Genomic DNA, 15,267 nt, shown 5'->3' on the forward strand with positions numbered 1-15,267 from the left:
GGGAAGAACAAAAATGGGTTTGTTGAGTCTTTCTATCTGGGTGCCGATTGCTTTTGGCGCCCTCCTGCTGGCCTTCAGCAAAGAAGGGCAGGCCAACGCGGTGCGCTGGCTGGCACTGATCGGTGCGCTGATCGGTTTTGCGGTGACCATTCCTCTGGTCACCGGCTTCGACACCACGACTGCCAATATGCAGTTTGTGGAGAACGCGCTCTGGATCGAGCGCTTCAACATCCACTACCACCTGGGCGTGGATGGCATCTCCATGTGGTTTGTGCCGCTGACGGCCTTCATCACCGTCATCGTGGTGATCGCCTCCTGGACCAACATCACCGAGCGCGTCAACCAGTACATGGCCGCTTTCCTGATCCTGTCGGGTCTGATGATCGGTGTGTTCGCGTCTCTGGATGGCATGCTGTTCTATGTGTTCTTCGAAGCGACTCTGATCCCGATGTATCTGATCATCGGTATCTGGGGTGGTCCGAACAAGATCTACGCAGCCTTCAAGTTCTTCCTGTACACCTTGATGGGCTCGCTGCTCACGCTGGTCGCTCTGATCTATCTGTACACCCAGTCGGGCGGCAGCTTCGAGATCCTGGACTGGCACAAGCTGCCCCTGTCCGGTACCGCACAGACGCTGATCTTCTTCGCCTTCTTCGCCGCTTTTGCGGTGAAGGTGCCCATGTTCCCGGTCCACACCTGGCTGCCCGACGTTCACGTTGAAGCCCCTACCGGCGGCTCCGCCGTGCTGGCCGCCATCATGCTGAAGCTGGGTGCCTATGGTTTCCTGCGCTTCTCTCTGCCCATTGCTCCCGATGCGGCGCATGAGTGGTCGGGCCTGATGATCACGCTGTCGCTGATTGCCGTGATCTATGTGGGTGTGGTGGCTCTGGTGCAAAAGGACATGAAGAAGCTGGTGGCTTATTCGTCCGTGGCTCACATGGGCTTTGTGACCCTGGGCTTCTTCATGTTCAACAACCTGGGCATCTCCGGTGGCCTGGTGCAGATGATTGCCCACGGTTTCGTGTCCGGCGCCATGTTCCTGTGCATCGGCGTGCTGTACGACCGCGTTCACTCGCGTGAAATCGCCGCTTACGGCGGTGTGGTCAACACCATGCCCAAGTTCGCTGCCTTTGCCCTGCTGTTTGCCATGGCCAACTGTGGTCTGCCTGCAACCGCCGGTTTTGTCGGCGAGTGGATGGTGATCCTGGGTGCCGTGCAATACAACTTCTGGATTGGTCTGGGCGCTGCAACCGCTCTGATCTTCGGCGCTGCCTACACCCTGTGGATGTACAAGCGCGTGTACCTGGGTGCCGTGGCCAACGACCATGTGGCTGAACTCAAGGACATCAACTGCCGCGAATTCCTGGTGCTGGGCCTGCTGGCCGCGGCCGTGCTGGTCATGGGTCTGTATCCCAAGCCCTTCACCGATGTGATGGATGTGTCTGTGGCAGAGCTCATCAAGCATGTGGCTGTGAGCAAGCTCAACTGACCAGACTGAAACGAGAGACACGAGATGATTGACAACATCAGCTGGCTGGCGATCTACCCGGAGATCACTCTCCTGGTCATGGCCTGCGTCATTGCCTTGGTGGACCTGGGCGTTAAGAGCGCCCGTCGCACCGGCACCTATGTTCTGACCATGCTCACCCTGCTTGTCGTGGCGGTGATGCAAGGCATGTACGCCGCGAGCGGCAATACCTTCTACGGCTGGGGCAACATGGTTGTCTCGGACGCCATGGGCAACTGGCTCAAGTGCTTTGCCACTATCGCCGTGATGATCACCATGGTCTACGGCCGCCCTTATGCGGCCGAGCGCGACATGCTGCGCGGCGGTGAGTTCTTCACACTGTCCATGCTGGCCCTGCTGGGCATGTTCATCATGATCAGCGGCAACAACTTCCTGGTCCTGTATCTGGGCCTGGAGCTGCTGACACTGTCCAGCTATGCGCTGGTGGCTCTGCGCCGTGATCACACCGTGTCCGTCGAAGCCGCCATGAAGTACTTCGTTCTGGGTGCCATGGCTTCCGGTTTCCTGCTGTACGGCATGTCCATGCTCTACGGCGCCACCGGTTCGCTGGATATCGGACAGGTCTTCAAGGCCATCAATTCCGGTGAAATCAAGCACCAGGTGCTGGTCTTCGGTCTGGTCTTCGTGGTCGCCGGTCTGGCCTTCAAGCTGGGTGTGGTTCCCTTCCACATGTGGGTGCCCGACGTTTACCAGGGTGCGCCTACCGCCATCACCGCCTTGATCGGCGGCGCGCCCAAGCTGGCTGCCTTTGCCATGACCATCCGCCTGCTGGTGGACGGCCTGCTGCCGCTGGCCATCGATTGGCAGCAGATGCTGATGGTGCTGGCCGTCTGCTCGCTGCTCATCGGCAACCTGGCCGGTCTGCAGCAGACCAGCCTCAAGCGCATGCTGGCTTACTCGACGATTTCCCAGATGGGCTTCGTGCTGCTGGGTCTGATGTCGGGTGTGGTGGACGGCAAGGTCGATCCTGCCACCGTCGAAAACGCCTACAGCTCGGCGATGTTCTACATCGTGACCTATGTGCTGACCGCCCTGGCTTCCTTCGGCGTGATCCTGCTGCTGGCCCGCGAAGGCTTTGAAAGCGAAGAGATCGCCGATCTGGCCGGCCTGAACCAGCGCAGCCCGCTGTACGCCGGCGTGATGGCGATCTGCCTGTTCTCCATGGCCGGTATTCCTCCGCTGGTCGGCTTCTACGCCAAGCTGTCCGTGCTGCAGGCACTGGTCGCTTCGGGCAGCAGCCTGTACATCGGTCTGGCCGTGTTCGCCGTGATCATGTCGCTGATCGGCGCCTTCTATTACCTGCGCGTGGTCAAGGTCATGTACTTTGATGCTCCAATCACTGCTACCAGCGTGTCTGCCCCTCTGGATGTGCGCGTTGTGCTGACTATCAACGGTGCGCTGGTTCTGCTGCTGGGTATCCTGCCCGGCGGTCTGATGGCCTTGTGCGCTGACGCCGTTGTGCGTGCCCTGGCTTCCTGATAAGACGAATGTGATGAGGGCTTGATGCCCTCATCGCTTTTTCTAGGAATGGCTTTGTGTCTATAACCGCCTCTATCTGGCTCATCATCTTGGCTGCCCTTGTGGCAGCCAATTTGCCTTTTATCAACCAGCGTCTGGGCATCATCGGCCCCGTCATGGCCGGTCGCAAGCCGCTGTGGGTGCGCCTGCTGGAAATGATTGCCCTGTACCTGCTGGTGGGCGGCCTGGGCTTGCTGCTGGAACGTCGTGCCGGTCAGATATCTCCCCAAGGCTGGGAGTTCTATGCCATTACTGCTACGCTGTTTTTGACGCTGGCATTTCCCGGCTTCGTTTATCGCTATCTGGTTCACCGCAAGGGTTGAGTGGCGCCATGAAAGTGCTTGATCTTCACTGCCCTGCAGGCCATGTCTTTGAAGGCTGGTTTGCTTCGGAAGATGATTTTCAGAATCAGCTGCAGCGCAAGCTGGTGGAATGTCCTGTTTGCGGCGACAGTGATGTGACCAAGCGCTTGAGTGCTCCCCGTCTCAATCTCGGTGCACAGCCGCCCAAAGCTGCCCAGACTGCAAAACCGGCTCCTGCCGCAGCGCCGGAGCTTTCCGTCGCCGTACCCGAGATCAGCGCCGAGGCGCGGGCACATCTGCAGTCCATGCAGGCGGCCTGGATGCAGTGGTCGCGCCAGGTCGCGCAGAATACCGAGGACGTCGGCAAAAAATTCGCCGAAGAGGCGCGTCGCATTCACTACGGTGAAACCGAGGAACGCGCCATTCGCGGCCAGACCAGCGCCCAGGAGGCCATGGAGCTGCTGGAAGAGGGCATTGGCGTTCTGCCTCTGGCCTTACCCGAGTCGGCCAGTGGCGAAGGCGGCAGCGGCAGCCTGCAATAAGACAACCCCGCTTCCGGTCAGCGCCCTGCGGCTTCAGCTCAGTTGCTGATAGATCGCGTCGGCCAGAGTCTGCAGGCGCTCGCGTGGCAGGGAGGCACTCAAGGCATAGCCTTGCCGGCCATCGATCCAGTAAAAGCCATGGCTTGCACCGTCGCTGCTCCATTGAAAGGAGGCAGGGGCGGAGGTGGCTGCCGTCCCGGGCTTGAGCACCGAGACATACAAGGTGACGCGCTGGCCGGCCTGATCCTCGTACATGAACTGGGCTCGGGCCTGGCCGGTCTCCCCGGGCAGCAGCCGCCCGCCCATGAGATGAAAGCCCTGGGCTTCCAGCACCGGCGGCTTGAGCGCAACTCCCAGCCGCTTGGACAGCCACTGCACCAGATGCGCCTGCTGCTGTGCCGCGACCTCGACGGGGTGGCGCTGCTCGGGCACATAGACGGCATGGGCAGCAGCTGCCTCGCGGACAAAGCCTGGCAACTGCACGGCCGTGTCGGTCGGCGGCGAGCCGAATTTTTGCTGGCCTGCACCATAGCCAAGTCCCAGGCCCACGCTGAGCATGATGCCTGCGGCCAGCGCATGTTGCCAGCGCCACTGCAGCGCCGGCTTTTGCAGGGATAGTATGAACTGGGGCGGGACCGGCTCTTCGAGCAATTGCGCATGCAGAGCCTGAAGGCCCGCGTTCTGGGCCTGAATGGCGGCCATGCGCGCTGCTTCTTCGGGGTGTTCGGCCAGCCATTGCGCCACGGTCGCAGCGGCATCGGGCTGCAACTCTCCATCCACCCAGGCATGCAGCGTGGTTTCATCGGGGCGCTGGGGTGTCATTGCACTTTCCTTCATTTGACAGCCCTCAACACGGTCGTCGCGGGTCTTTCTCCTTCCATGAGGCGCCTGAGCTGCTCGCGGGCGCGCGAGAGACGCGACATCACCGTTCCCACGGGAACGCCCAGCATCTGCGCGGCTTCGCCATAGCTGAACTGCTCCATGCCGATCAGCAGCAGCACCTCGCGTGCCTGCGGCGTGAGATGGGACAGGGCCCGCTCCAGATCCAGCTGCAGCGTCAGTCTGGGCATGGGGTCGTGAGGCGTGTCCTGCGCCTCGTCAAGTGCCACCATGCGATGCCGCGACGACTGCTGCCACTGATTGGCATAGAGGTTGTGCATCAAGGTCAGCAGCCAGCTGAGCAAGGCTTTTTGCACCTGCTCGGCCGAGGCGGCTGCCGGCGGCTGCCACAGGGCCCACTTCTGGCAGGCGCGCTCCAGGGTGTCCTGCACCAGATCGTCTGCCAGCGCGGCATCGCCCGCCAGCGCACGCGCATAGCGGCGCAGGCGGGGAATATGGACCAGGGCGGCGTCGACCTTCACTCAGGGCTTGGCGACATGCCAGCTATTGTTGAGGAACCCGTCACCCGTCATGTCGCCGGGCTTGGCATCCTTGACCCAGTGATAGAGGGGGCGGCCCTTGTAAGCCCATTGCTTGCTGCCGTCGTCGCGCATCACCACGCTCCAGTCGCCGATCGGCGCCGCACTCGCGGGGGCCATCAGAGGCGGCCAGTTGGTGGCGCAGCCGCCGTTGCAGACGCTTTTGCCGGAGCCTGCGGCATCCTTGTCAAAGACGTAGAGCGTCATCTGGGTCGGTCCGACCAGCACGCCGTTGAGGGTGGTGGCAGGGGATTTTGCCGAAGTGACCGAGCCGGTCGAGCAGGCCGCCAGCAGGGCGGCGGAAGCTAGCGTCAGAGAAGCGATGCGAAACATGAGGTCTCTCCTTGTGGTTGACCTGCAGTAAACAGTTCTGCAAGGGGTTTTATTCCATGCGTTTTCACGCAGGAACTCAAGAGCAGCGCGACAGGTCTTGCAGACATGGCCTCAGACGTCGATTGCTGAATAATTTGATAGCTGCTATCGCCGATTGAGTATTTATTTCATGGATAAAAGAACATGAAATTCATATGAGGCAATCGGAAGCAGCTTTTAGATTTATAGCGATATGGCTGTTCTTTGTCGCCCTTGGTTTTTGAGGGCGACAAATGGCAAGCATATTTGCGAGCATTGGGCTAGTAACCTGGTTACTCCAGTGGGAATTGAGCGACTCAGGGTTTACGGCATCAGGGCCAATCTGGGGAGTGCTGTGCTATGAGGGCACATTTCGCCCAGTCTTATTAATATTGATAGCGCAATATGTATAAGGCATAAGCTTTTTTAGAGATTCCGAAGTGGATGCTGATATTCCTGGGGATGCCGCTGTCTCTGGCGTGACTTGCAGTTGCGATGAGTTTGAAGTTTGCAGTTACTTCTGTTGTTGCTATTTGTTTTATGGAGGGTTAGGGAAAGCATAAGTCCGATGGCTCTTCATTCCTAGGAGTTTCCCGCTGCGGCACTGCAGCATGAAAGACCAAGATGCCGCTCAGGCAGAGGAAGTACATCAAGTTGCTCCCCTCTTTGTTTTGCAGCATTCAGGACTGACGGCCAGCGCATGAGCGACCTTATTCTCGAAACCAGGCAACTCACCAAAGAGTTCAAAGGCTTTACCGCCGTCAGCAAGGTGGATCTGGCCGTGCAGCGTGGCTCCATTCACGCGCTGATCGGGCCCAATGGAGCGGGCAAGACTACTTGCTTCAATCTGCTGACCAAGTTTCTGGAGCCCACTTCCGGGAGCATCCAGTTCAACGGGCTGGACATTACCCGCGAGGCGCCGGCACAGATTGCGCGACGTGGCGTGATTCGCTCGTTTCAGATTTCCGCCGTGTTTCCGCACTGCACCTTGCTGGAGAACGTGCGCATCGGCCTGCAGCGCAAGCTGGGCACGGCCTATCAGTTCTGGACCAGCGAGAAGACGCTCAATCAGCTCAATGACCGCGCCATGGAGCTGCTGACCGAAGTCGGGCTGCAGGACCTGGCCGATGAAGTGACCGTGAACCTGCCCTATGGGCGCAAGCGCGCCCTGGAAATTGCGACCACGCTGGCCATGGAGCCCGAGCTGATGCTGCTGGACGAACCCACACAGGGCATGGGCCATGAAGACGTGGACCGCGTGACCCAGCTCATCAAGAAGGTTTCTGCCGGCCGCACCATCCTGATGGTGGAGCACAACATGAAGGTGATTGCCACCATCGCCGATCGCATCACCGTGCTGCAGCGCGGCGCCGTTCTGGCCGAAGGGCGCTACGAAGAGGTTTCGCGCAATCCGCAGGTGATGGAAGCCTATATGGGGACTACGGACGGACAGCTTCAGGGAGGGCATTGAATGCTCCCCCTGTGCCGCTCACGCGGCTTCCCCCTGAGGGGGACGGCAGCCTCGGTGCGGGGCGGCCCTTCCTCGCTGGCTCTTTGATGGTTTCGTGCGTGATTTGAGTGAGACGAATGAATAAGACAAGTACTCCGGCGCTGGAAATTTCGGGACTCAATGCCTGGTATGGCGAGTCCCATGTGCTGCATGGCATGGATCTGGTAGTCAATCCCGGCGAGGTGGTGACCCTGCTGGGCCGCAATGGCGCAGGGCGCACTTCCACGCTGCGCGCCATCATGGGGTTGACCGGCTCGCGCAAGGGCTCGATCAGGATCAACGGCGTGGAAACCATTCACATGCCCACGCACAAGATCGCCCACCTGGGCGTGGGCTACTGCCCCGAGGAGCGCGGCATTTTCTCCAGCCTGTCCTGCGAAGAGAACCTGATGCTGCCGCCGCCGCTCAAGACCGGCCAGCCGGGGATGAGCATCGACGAGATCTACCAGATGTTCCCCAACCTCTATGAGCGCAGGAACAGCCAGGGCACGCGTCTGTCGGGCGGCGAGCAGCAGATGCTGGCCGTGGCGCGGATCCTGCGAACGGGCGCGCGCCTGCTGCTGCTTGATGAAATTTCCGAAGGCCTGGCCCCCGTCATCGTCCAGACCCTGGCTCGCATGATCACCACGCTGCGCGAAAAGGGCTACACCGTGGTGATGGTGGAGCAGAACTTCCGCTTTGCCGCGCCGCTGGCCGACCGCTTCTATGTGGTCGAGCACGGTCATGTCGCCTTGCGCTTCGGAGCCAGCGAACTGGACGAGAAGATGTCCGTACTCAACGAGCTGCTGGGTGTCTGAGCCTGCAAGCAATTCCCATTCGTTCATAACAAAGAACCAACCCGTGGAGATAAAGATGAAAGCAAAACTGAGCGTTCTCTCGTGCATGCTGGCCGTGGCCGGTCTGTCCAGCCCCCTGGCCCAGGCCCAGGCCCAGGAAAAGGTGAAGATCGGTTTCGTCACCGATATGTCCAGCCTGTACGCCGACGTGGAGGGCAAGAACGGTGCGGTCGCCATGCAGATGGCGATTGACGACTTCGGCGGCAAGGCCCTGGGCCAGCCTATCGAGCTGGTCAGTGCAGACCATCAGAACAAGGCTGACATCGCTGCCTCCAAGGTGCGCGAATGGATTGATACGCAGGGCATCTCCATGGTCTTCAGCGGCACCAATTCCGGCACGGCACTGGCGGTTTCCCAGATCGCCAACGAGAAAAAGCGCGTTCACTTCAACAGCGGCGCGGGTTCCTCCGCGCTGACCAACGAGCAGTGCAACCCCTATACCGTGCACTATGCCTACGACACCGTGGCCCTGGCCAAGGGCACGGGCGGTGCGGTGGTGGATCGCGGCGGCAAGGACTGGTTCTTCCTGACGGCCGACTATGCATTCGGCCAGGCGCTGGAAGCCGACACCACCAAGGTCATCAACGCCAAGGGCGGCAAGGTTCTGGGCTCGGTCAAGCACCCGCTCAATGCCTCGGACTTCTCGTCCTTCCTGCTGCAGGCGCAAAGCTCCAAGGCCCATATCCTGGGTCTGGCCAATGCGGGCGGCGACACCATCAATGCCATCAAGGCCGCCAAGGAGTTCGGCATCAACAAGACCATGAAGACCGCCGGTCTGCTGGTCTTTCTGACCGACATCCACAGCCTGGGTCTGAAGAACACCGAAGGCCTGCTGCACACCACCAGCTGGTACTGGGACATGAACGACGAATCGCGCAAGTTCGCCAACAAGTTCTTTGCCAAGACCAAGCGCATGCCTACCGATGTGCAGGCCGCCGACTACTCGGCCGTGATGAACTATCTGAAGGCTGTCGAAGCGGTGAAGACCACCAATGCCGACAAGGTGATGGCCCACCTCAAGAGCACGCCCATCAACGACTTCTACGGCAAGGGCGTGATCCGTCCCGACGGCACTTTCGCCCACGATATGTATCTGGTCGAAGCCAAGAAGCCCAGCGAATCCACCAAGCCCTGGGACTACCTCAAGGTGCTGACCAAGTTGCCTGCCGATACGGTCTGGACCACCAAGGCCGAAACCAAGTGCGCGCTCTGGAAGTAATGGCGCTACCGGTTTGATGCACACCTCACCCTCACCAGCGTATCTCTCATGGAAATCTTCGGCGTTTCATTGCCCGGCCTGATGAGCCAGCTCCTTCTGGGGCTGGTCAACGGTTCGTTCTACGCAATTCTGAGTCTGGGCCTGGCCGTGATCTTCGGCCTGCTCAATGTCATCAACTTTGCGCATGGCGCCCTGTTCATGCTGGGGGCCATGTGCACCTGGATGGCCATGAGCTATTTCGGCATCAACTACTGGGTGATGCTGATCCTGTCGCCGGTGCTGGTGGGGATTCTGGGAGTGTTGATCGAGCGCTTCTTGCTGCGCTGGATCTACAAGCTCGATCATCTCTACGGCCTGCTGCTGACGCTGGGGCTGTCGCTGCTGATCGAGGGGGTGTTCCGCTCCGTCTATGGCGTCTCGGGCCTGGGCTATGACACGCCCGAGCTGCTCGAAGGTGCGACCAATCTGGGCTTCATGATCCTGCCCAATTACCGTGCCTGGGTGGTCGCGGCCTCCATCGTGGTGTGTGTGGCCACCTGGTTTGTGATCGAGAAGACGCGCATCGGCGCCTATCTGCGTGCCGGTACGGAAAATCCGCGCCTGGTCGAGGCTTTCGGCGTCAACGTGCCCGTGATGATCACGCTGACCTATGCCTTCGGTGCCGCGCTGGCGGCTTTTGCCGGCGTGCTGGCCGCTCCCGTCTACCAGGTCACGCCGCTGATGGGGCAGAACCTCATCATCGTGGTGTTTGCCGTGGTGGTGATCGGCGGCATGGGCTCCATCATGGGATCGATTCTCACAGGTCTGGCGCTGGGCGTCATCGAAGGTCTGACCAAGGTTTTCTGGCCTGAAGCATCGTCCACCGTCGTGTTTTTCATCATGGTCATTGTTTTGCTGATTCGCCCCGCTGGCTTGTTCGGTAAAGAAAAATAAGAGGGGCACGACATGAAATCCAAGACGCTTGTTCAACGCATTGCCCCCGTGGGCTACGGCCTGCTGCTGCTGGGCCTGATCGTCGCGCCCTTCCTCGGTGCCTATCCGGTTTTTGTCATGAAGCTGATGTGCTTTGCACTGTTTGCTTCGGCCTTCAATCTCTTGCTGGGCTATACGGGTCTGCTGTCCTTCGGCCACGCCGCGTTTCTGGGCGGTGCGGCCTATGTGGCGGGCTACACCATCAAGGCCTGGGGCTTTACGCCCGAAGTCGGCATGTTGCTGGGTACGGCGGTCGGCGGTCTGCTGGGCCTGATCTTTGGCTGGCTGGCCATCCGTCGCCAGGGCATTTATTTCTCCATGATCACGCTGGCGCTGGCGCAGATGCTGTTCTTTGTCGCGCTGCAGGCCAAGTTCACAGGCGGCGAAGACGGCCTGCAGGGCGTGCCGCGCGGCAAGCTGTTCGGTGTGATCGATCTGAGCAGCGATATGGTCATGTACTACGTGGCGCTGATCATTGTGGCAGCGGCTTTTCTACTCATCGTGCGCACCATCCACTCGCCGTTTGGGCAGGTGCTCAAGGCCATCAAGGAGAACGAGCCGCGTGCCATCTCGCTGGGCTATGACGTCAACCGCTTCAAGCTGCTGGCCTTTGTCATCTCTGCGGCCCTGACGGGTCTGGCCGGTTCCCTCAAGACCCTGGTGCTGGGCTTTGCCACCTTGTCCGATGTGCACTGGACCACCTCCGGTCATGTGATTCTGATGACGCTGATGGGGGGGCTGGGCACGCTGTCGGGTCCGCTGCTGGGTTCGGCGGTCGTCGTGGCGCTGGAAAACAAGATTGGTGAGTTCGGCAGCTTCCTGGCCCATGCAACCGGCGTGGAATGGTTCAGCACGCTGGGCGAGTCGGTCACCATCGTCACCGGCCTGATCTTTGTGCTCTGTGTGCTGCTGTTCCGCAAGGGCATCATGGGCGAGCTGATCGCCTGGCTGCAACGTCGCAAATAGGGCGCTTCACTCTCGCTACCAAGGCCGCATCTGCGGCCTTTTTTATTTCACCATGACTCCAGCACCGAAATTCGCTGGACTACGCTACAGCCCGATACAGCAGGTTTATCAATGACTTAAGCGAGTTCAACATATGCCGGTGCTTTCCGAAACCTGACCTGACTTCCGACCGCCTGACTCCTATCCGGCCCTTGGAATCCAGGTCTTTCCAAGGAGTCATCATGGCTAAGATCAAACTCACTAAGTCCGCTGTCGATGCGGCGCAACCCCAGGCAGAGGCCGTCGAACTCCGGGACACGCTGGTCCCCGGCTTCCTGTGCAAGATTACCCCGGCGGGTCGCAAGGTGTTCATGCTCCAGTACCGGACGAACGCTGGCGAGCGCCGCAAGCCCTCGCTAGGACTGTACGGGGAGCTGACCGTCGAACAGGCGCGGTCGCTGGCGCAGGAATGGCTGGCCCAAGTCCGCCGAGGCGGAGATCCCGCCGCAGAGAAGGCGGAGGCGCGCCAGGCACCTACGGTCAAGGAGCTATGCACGAAGTTCATGGAGGACTACTCCAAGAAGCGCAACAAGCTCAGCACCCAAGCCGGCTATCAGGCTGTCATCAATCGCAACATTATTCCGCTGCTGGGACGCAAGAAAGTTCAGGACGTGAAGCGTCCTGAAATCGCCGGACTGATGGAAAAGCTTTCGTACAAGCAGACCGAGGCGAACAAGGTATTCAGCGTCTTGCGCAAGATGTTCAACATGGCCGAGGTATGGGGCTATCGGCCCGACGGTACCAACCCTTGCCGTCACGTCCCGATGTTCCCTGCCGGCAAATCGACTCACCTCATCAGCGACGAAGAAATGGGCAACCTGTTCCGACAGCTCGACAAGATCGAGTCGGAGGGGCTGGAGAACTACGTCATCCCTTTGGGAATCCGCCTGCAGTTCGAGTTCGCCGGCCGCCGCTCGGAAATCATCGCGCTGGAATGGAACTGGGTTGACTTGCAGAACCGGCGCGTCGTCTGGCCTGACAGCAAGACAGGCGGCATGTCTAAGCCCATGAGCGAGGAAGCCTATCGGCTACTCTCGACGGCACCCCGGCAGGAGGGTAGCCGCTATGTGCTGCCTTCTCCTAGCCACGCTGGCAAGCATCTAACCACGGGCGAGTATTACGGTGGCTGGAGCCGTGCGCTCAAGGCGGCTGGCGCTACGCACGTGGGCACGCACGGCATCCGCCACCGTTCGGCGACCGACATTGCCAATTCGGGCATCCCGGTCAAGGTCGGCATGGCGCTAACGGCGCACAAGACCGTCGTCATGTTCATGCGCTACGTCCACACCGAGGATAAGCCGGTGCGAGAGGCGGCCGAACTGGTGGCGAATCGGCGTAAGACGATCACCGGGATGCAGGGAGCCAAGGAGGTGGCCGCATGACCCGGCGCAAGGCATCCGTCTCAGCGCCAGCAGCGCCGCCCGCGCTGCTGGGCGACATCCGGGCACTGATCGAAGCGTCGCGCCAGCGCGTCGCCTCGGCGGTCAATGCCGAGCTGACATTGCTGTTCTGGCGCATTGGCCAGCGCATCCATACGGAAGTGCTTGCCGGGCAGCGGGCCGGGTACGGCGACGAAATCCTGCCGACCCTGGCGGCGCAGCTTGTCCGCGACTACGGACGTAGCTTCGCGGACAAGAACCTGCGCCGGATGGTGCAGTTCGCCGCCACCTTCTCGGACGAGCCAATTGTCGTGACGCTGTCACGACAATTGAGCTGGTCGCATTTCGTGGCGCTGCTGCCGCTAAAAGACCCGCTCCAGCGGGACTACTACGTGCAAATGGCCAGCGCCGAACGCTGGAGCGTGCGGACGCTACGCGAGCGCATCGACTCGATGCTATACGAGCGCACGGCGCTGTCCAAGAAGCCGGACGAGACGATCACGCAAGAGCTGGCGGCGATGCGCGATGCGCAGCGCATGTCGCCGGCGCTGGTCATGCGCGACCCGTACATCCTCGACTTCCTGGGCCTGCGCGATACCTGGCAGGAAGGCGACCTGGAAGCCGCGATCATCCGCGAAATGGAGTCTTTTTTGCTGGAGTTGGGCGCGGGCTTCTCTTTCCTAGCCCGGCAGAAACGCATCCAGATCGACGACGAGGATTTCCACCTGGACCTGCTGTTCTATAACCGCAAGCTGCGGCGGCTGGTGGCGGTGGAGTTGAAGATCGGCGAGTTCAAGGCAGCATACAAGGGGCAGATGGAGCTTTATTTGCGTTGGCTCGACAAGCACGAACGCGAACCGGAGGAAGCCTCGCCGCTGGGCATCATTCTTTGTACCGGCAAGAAGTCAGAGCAGATCGAGTTGCTGGAGCTGGACAAGTCGGGCATCCACGTAGCCGAATACCTGACGACCCTGCCGCCGCGTGCGGTGCTGGGGGAGCGGTTGCAGCAGGCGACCGAACGGGCGCGGTTGCAGATCGAGCAGCGGCAGCCTGGCGAGAAGTCCTGACAGCAGCATCTGTCCAACCGTACACCCAAACCACAGCACGAGCATGTGGCAACGGATCTCTTGCTCTATCGAGGCTCCATGCTAGTGTGGAATCGCCATAGGCCGATAAGGAACTGGCCTGCGGCTCAAGGATGCGCTGGGGCTAGTGGGCGCGAGCGCCCAATCACATGATTATCGCGGGCAGCAGCGCCATGTTCTATGCCGATCGCTGTTTTAATTAAATATCTCAAACTATAAAGTCAGTTAATTTTTTCAAAATATTCACGAATCAAGTCATCATTTTTTAAATACGAATCGAGAACCTGAAACAGAAAAAGATCCCCGCTAATATTTATATCAAACGGGATCATTGAGTTATCTATTTTGAATGTCTTTATTTTTCTATGCCCCTTGATGTTGGCATTGCTCAATCTTTCTTGATAGCTATCCAACGTATATACGATAAATTCGTGATCCAAGTGAGTTATAAAAAAATCATCGCCTTTTGAACTGTATTCAAGATGGATGACTTGCGTTACGACGTCGTCGCCTGCCACCTCAAAGTCCTCCATCAATTCTTCAAAAGTCAAACTTAGCTTCTCTGCGTCATGGTGAATCCATAGATTGTTCTCATATTTATCGGTGGAGTAGAACTTTGACAATCTAGGAAGGGAAGATATTTTCAATCGCAACGGAGCGCCAAACTCCATCTCCTCCATTGCAGGGACATAATCGGAGACGTAATCAATCCTGAATGCTATTTCGGACAGCATTCCTTTTTCAATGAGTTCCTCGATAGAGGTAAGCAGCTTCCTCGGAACTTTTATCCAGAAGTGTCGCCCTATGCGTTCATCGCGTATTGTCTGACTATCCTTGTCGTTGAATATCTGAATATTCTCGTTCAGGCTGACAAGACTATATTTAGAGAACTGAGCATCTTCCTTTCTTATGTCAATTCCAATTTTCTCGTACTCACGTTCAACTACCTTGGAATATTTTAGCTCCAGCATCTCAGCCCTCCCCATGATTGATTGGTGCTTGGAATAAAAAATGCAGCCAATGCGATAATTTGCGTAATTTTCTTTTATGTACGAAACACCATCTTCGTCATGGATATGCTTGTAGGAATTGTTGAGAATTTCTAGCGATCCCGGATACTCGTTGAGATAATTATTTAAGTAGTCCATTAAATGCTGGATTGTCTTTATAGCCAATCGCTTGTCCACTAGATCAAGCTGTGGCCCATAAAACTTGGCTGCGTTTGGATGGTCGCGTTTGGCTTCAAATTCTTTCAGAATGGCCGCCTTTTCATTCATGCAGCCCTCCGTATAAGCACGCATTACGTCTGCCTGAAAGCTCTCATTTGCCAGAGAGGTTTGGATGAGGGGAAGCAATTTCTTGACAAAGATCGGGTCTTTATTAAGAAAGACGTAGCAAAATTTCCCAAAGCTGAATAACGCGATTTTTTCCGAAGAAAATTCATTGATTTCTTCAAAGATATTTTTCATATTTTTTACTCAACTCGCCGTAGTCCAAATAGTAAGCGACGGAACCTTGAGCGTCTCCACTTTGTGGATCGCGCTGCTCCACGTTCGCTATTCGCTCATCCCTGACGGGACTGGCATTCGCCAGCCCTCCACG

At 58.7% G+C, this 15,267-nt stretch carries 15 protein-coding genes; 11 read left to right on the top strand and 4 right to left on the bottom strand.

Annotation, left to right across the window (positions count from 1 at the left end; genetic code table 11):
• Positions 1-13: 13 nt before the first annotated feature.
• The 4 genes from JAO85_RS04850 to JAO85_RS04865 are packed head-to-tail and all read left to right on the top strand — an operon-like array spanning position 14 to position 3,890.
• Positions 14-1,489 carry an NADH-quinone oxidoreductase subunit M gene (locus tag JAO85_RS04850; protein WP_003064396.1) on the top strand — a complete coding sequence of 492 codons (1,476 nt, stop codon included), beginning with the start codon at positions 14-16 and terminating at the stop codon, positions 1,487-1,489.
• A gap of 24 nt (positions 1,490-1,513) precedes the next feature.
• The gene (gene nuoN, locus JAO85_RS04855) at positions 1,514-3,007 is read left to right on the top strand and encodes an NADH-quinone oxidoreductase subunit NuoN (protein WP_003064398.1); all 1,494 of its coding nucleotides are present in this window, start codon (positions 1,514-1,516) and stop codon (positions 3,005-3,007) included.
• A 56-nt stretch (positions 3,008-3,063) separates the two neighbouring features.
• The gene (locus tag JAO85_RS04860; protein WP_003076486.1) at positions 3,064-3,369 is read left to right on the top strand and encodes a DUF2818 family protein; all 306 of its coding nucleotides are present in this window, start codon (positions 3,064-3,066) and stop codon (positions 3,367-3,369) included.
• A gap of 8 nt (positions 3,370-3,377) precedes the next feature.
• Positions 3,378-3,890, top strand: coding sequence for a DUF1178 family protein (locus JAO85_RS04865; protein WP_202787603.1), 513 nt, complete (start codon positions 3,378-3,380; stop codon positions 3,888-3,890).
• 33 nt (positions 3,891-3,923) lie between these two features.
• On the opposite strand, the gene JAO85_RS04870 is transcribed toward JAO85_RS04865, so the two are convergent.
• Genes JAO85_RS04870 through JAO85_RS04880 form a run of 3 tightly spaced genes read right to left on the bottom strand, consistent with a single transcriptional unit; the run spans position 3,924 to position 5,641 of the window.
• On the bottom strand, positions 3,924-4,712 hold the full coding sequence (locus JAO85_RS04870; protein WP_202787604.1) for an anti-sigma factor: 789 nt from the start codon (positions 4,710-4,712) through the stop codon (positions 3,924-3,926).
• 11 nt (positions 4,713-4,723) lie between these two features.
• Positions 4,724-5,251, bottom strand: a complete 528-nt coding sequence (locus tag JAO85_RS04875; RefSeq protein ID WP_003064403.1) for an RNA polymerase sigma factor — start codon at positions 5,249-5,251, stop codon at positions 4,724-4,726.
• Complete coding sequence (locus JAO85_RS04880; protein WP_012837322.1) at positions 5,252-5,641, bottom strand: hypothetical protein; 390 nt, start codon at positions 5,639-5,641, stop codon at positions 5,252-5,254.
• Between the two features lie 718 nt (positions 5,642-6,359).
• Between JAO85_RS04880 and JAO85_RS04885 the strand changes: the two genes are divergently transcribed.
• The 7 genes from JAO85_RS04885 to JAO85_RS04915 all read left to right on the top strand — a co-directional run bounded on the left by JAO85_RS04885 (position 6,360) and on the right by JAO85_RS04915 (position 13,647).
• Positions 6,360-7,130 carry an ABC transporter ATP-binding protein gene (locus tag JAO85_RS04885; RefSeq protein ID WP_039049932.1) on the top strand — a complete coding sequence of 257 codons (771 nt, stop codon included), beginning with the start codon at positions 6,360-6,362 and terminating at the stop codon, positions 7,128-7,130.
• Positions 7,131-7,246: 116 nt separating this feature from the next.
• Positions 7,247-7,966 (top strand): ABC transporter ATP-binding protein, encoded by a 720-nt coding sequence (locus tag JAO85_RS04890; protein WP_003057808.1) that lies wholly within the window; start codon positions 7,247-7,249, stop codon positions 7,964-7,966.
• A 55-nt stretch (positions 7,967-8,021) separates the two neighbouring features.
• The gene (locus JAO85_RS04895) at positions 8,022-9,224 is read left to right on the top strand and encodes an ABC transporter substrate-binding protein (RefSeq protein ID WP_039049931.1); all 1,203 of its coding nucleotides are present in this window, start codon (positions 8,022-8,024) and stop codon (positions 9,222-9,224) included.
• 48 nt (positions 9,225-9,272) lie between these two features.
• A complete protein-coding gene (locus JAO85_RS04900; protein WP_202787605.1) occupies positions 9,273-10,157 on the top strand; it encodes a branched-chain amino acid ABC transporter permease in 885 nt (294 codons plus the stop codon).
• Positions 10,158-10,169: 12 nt separating this feature from the next.
• The gene (locus tag JAO85_RS04905) at positions 10,170-11,162 is read left to right on the top strand and encodes a branched-chain amino acid ABC transporter permease (protein ID WP_039049930.1); all 993 of its coding nucleotides are present in this window, start codon (positions 10,170-10,172) and stop codon (positions 11,160-11,162) included.
• A gap of 221 nt (positions 11,163-11,383) precedes the next feature.
• The gene (locus JAO85_RS04910) at positions 11,384-12,583 is read left to right on the top strand and encodes a site-specific integrase (RefSeq protein WP_004883034.1); all 1,200 of its coding nucleotides are present in this window, start codon (positions 11,384-11,386) and stop codon (positions 12,581-12,583) included.
• The gene (locus JAO85_RS04915; protein ID WP_004883035.1) at positions 12,580-13,647 is read left to right on the top strand and encodes a YhcG family protein; all 1,068 of its coding nucleotides are present in this window, start codon (positions 12,580-12,582) and stop codon (positions 13,645-13,647) included. The genes JAO85_RS04910 and JAO85_RS04915 overlap by 4 nt, the downstream gene beginning before the upstream one ends.
• A 239-nt stretch (positions 13,648-13,886) precedes the next feature.
• Here JAO85_RS04915 and JAO85_RS04920 read toward each other — a convergent pair whose 3' ends face one another.
• Complete coding sequence (locus tag JAO85_RS04920; protein WP_004883036.1) at positions 13,887-15,134, bottom strand: hypothetical protein; 1,248 nt, start codon at positions 15,132-15,134, stop codon at positions 13,887-13,889.
• Between the last annotated feature and the right edge of the window lie 133 nt (positions 15,135-15,267).

This window comes from Comamonas sp. NyZ500 (assembly GCF_016772095.1).
GTDB classification, from domain to species: Bacteria; Pseudomonadota; Gammaproteobacteria; order Burkholderiales; family Burkholderiaceae_C; genus Comamonas; species Comamonas thiooxydans.

Excerpts from the sequence above, each read along its gene's own strand:
- JAO85_RS04850 (WP_003064396.1), top strand. The coding sequence starts at position 14 with ATGGGTTTGTTGAGTCTTTCTATCTGGGTGCCGATTGCTTTTGGCGCC.
- nuoN (WP_003064398.1), top strand. The coding sequence starts at position 1,514 with ATGATTGACAACATCAGCTGGCTGGCGATCTACCCGGAGATCACTCTC.
- JAO85_RS04865 (WP_202787603.1), top strand. The coding sequence starts at position 3,378 with ATGAAAGTGCTTGATCTTCACTGCCCTGCAGGCCATGTCTTTGAAGGC.
- JAO85_RS04870 (WP_202787604.1), bottom strand. The coding sequence starts at position 4,712 with ATGACACCCCAGCGCCCCGATGAAACCACGCTGCATGCCTGGGTGGAT.
- JAO85_RS04880 (WP_012837322.1), bottom strand. The coding sequence starts at position 5,641 with ATGTTTCGCATCGCTTCTCTGACGCTAGCTTCCGCCGCCCTGCTGGCG.
- JAO85_RS04885 (WP_039049932.1), top strand. The coding sequence starts at position 6,360 with ATGAGCGACCTTATTCTCGAAACCAGGCAACTCACCAAAGAGTTCAAA.
- JAO85_RS04890 (WP_003057808.1), top strand. The coding sequence starts at position 7,247 with ATGAATAAGACAAGTACTCCGGCGCTGGAAATTTCGGGACTCAATGCC.
- JAO85_RS04895 (WP_039049931.1), top strand. The coding sequence starts at position 8,022 with ATGAAAGCAAAACTGAGCGTTCTCTCGTGCATGCTGGCCGTGGCCGGT.
- JAO85_RS04900 (WP_202787605.1), top strand. The coding sequence starts at position 9,273 with ATGGAAATCTTCGGCGTTTCATTGCCCGGCCTGATGAGCCAGCTCCTT.
- JAO85_RS04905 (WP_039049930.1), top strand. The coding sequence starts at position 10,170 with ATGAAATCCAAGACGCTTGTTCAACGCATTGCCCCCGTGGGCTACGGC.
- JAO85_RS04910 (WP_004883034.1), top strand. The coding sequence starts at position 11,384 with ATGGCTAAGATCAAACTCACTAAGTCCGCTGTCGATGCGGCGCAACCC.
- JAO85_RS04915 (WP_004883035.1), top strand. The coding sequence starts at position 12,580 with ATGACCCGGCGCAAGGCATCCGTCTCAGCGCCAGCAGCGCCGCCCGCG.
- JAO85_RS04920 (WP_004883036.1), bottom strand. The coding sequence starts at position 15,134 with ATGAAAAATATCTTTGAAGAAATCAATGAATTTTCTTCGGAAAAAATC.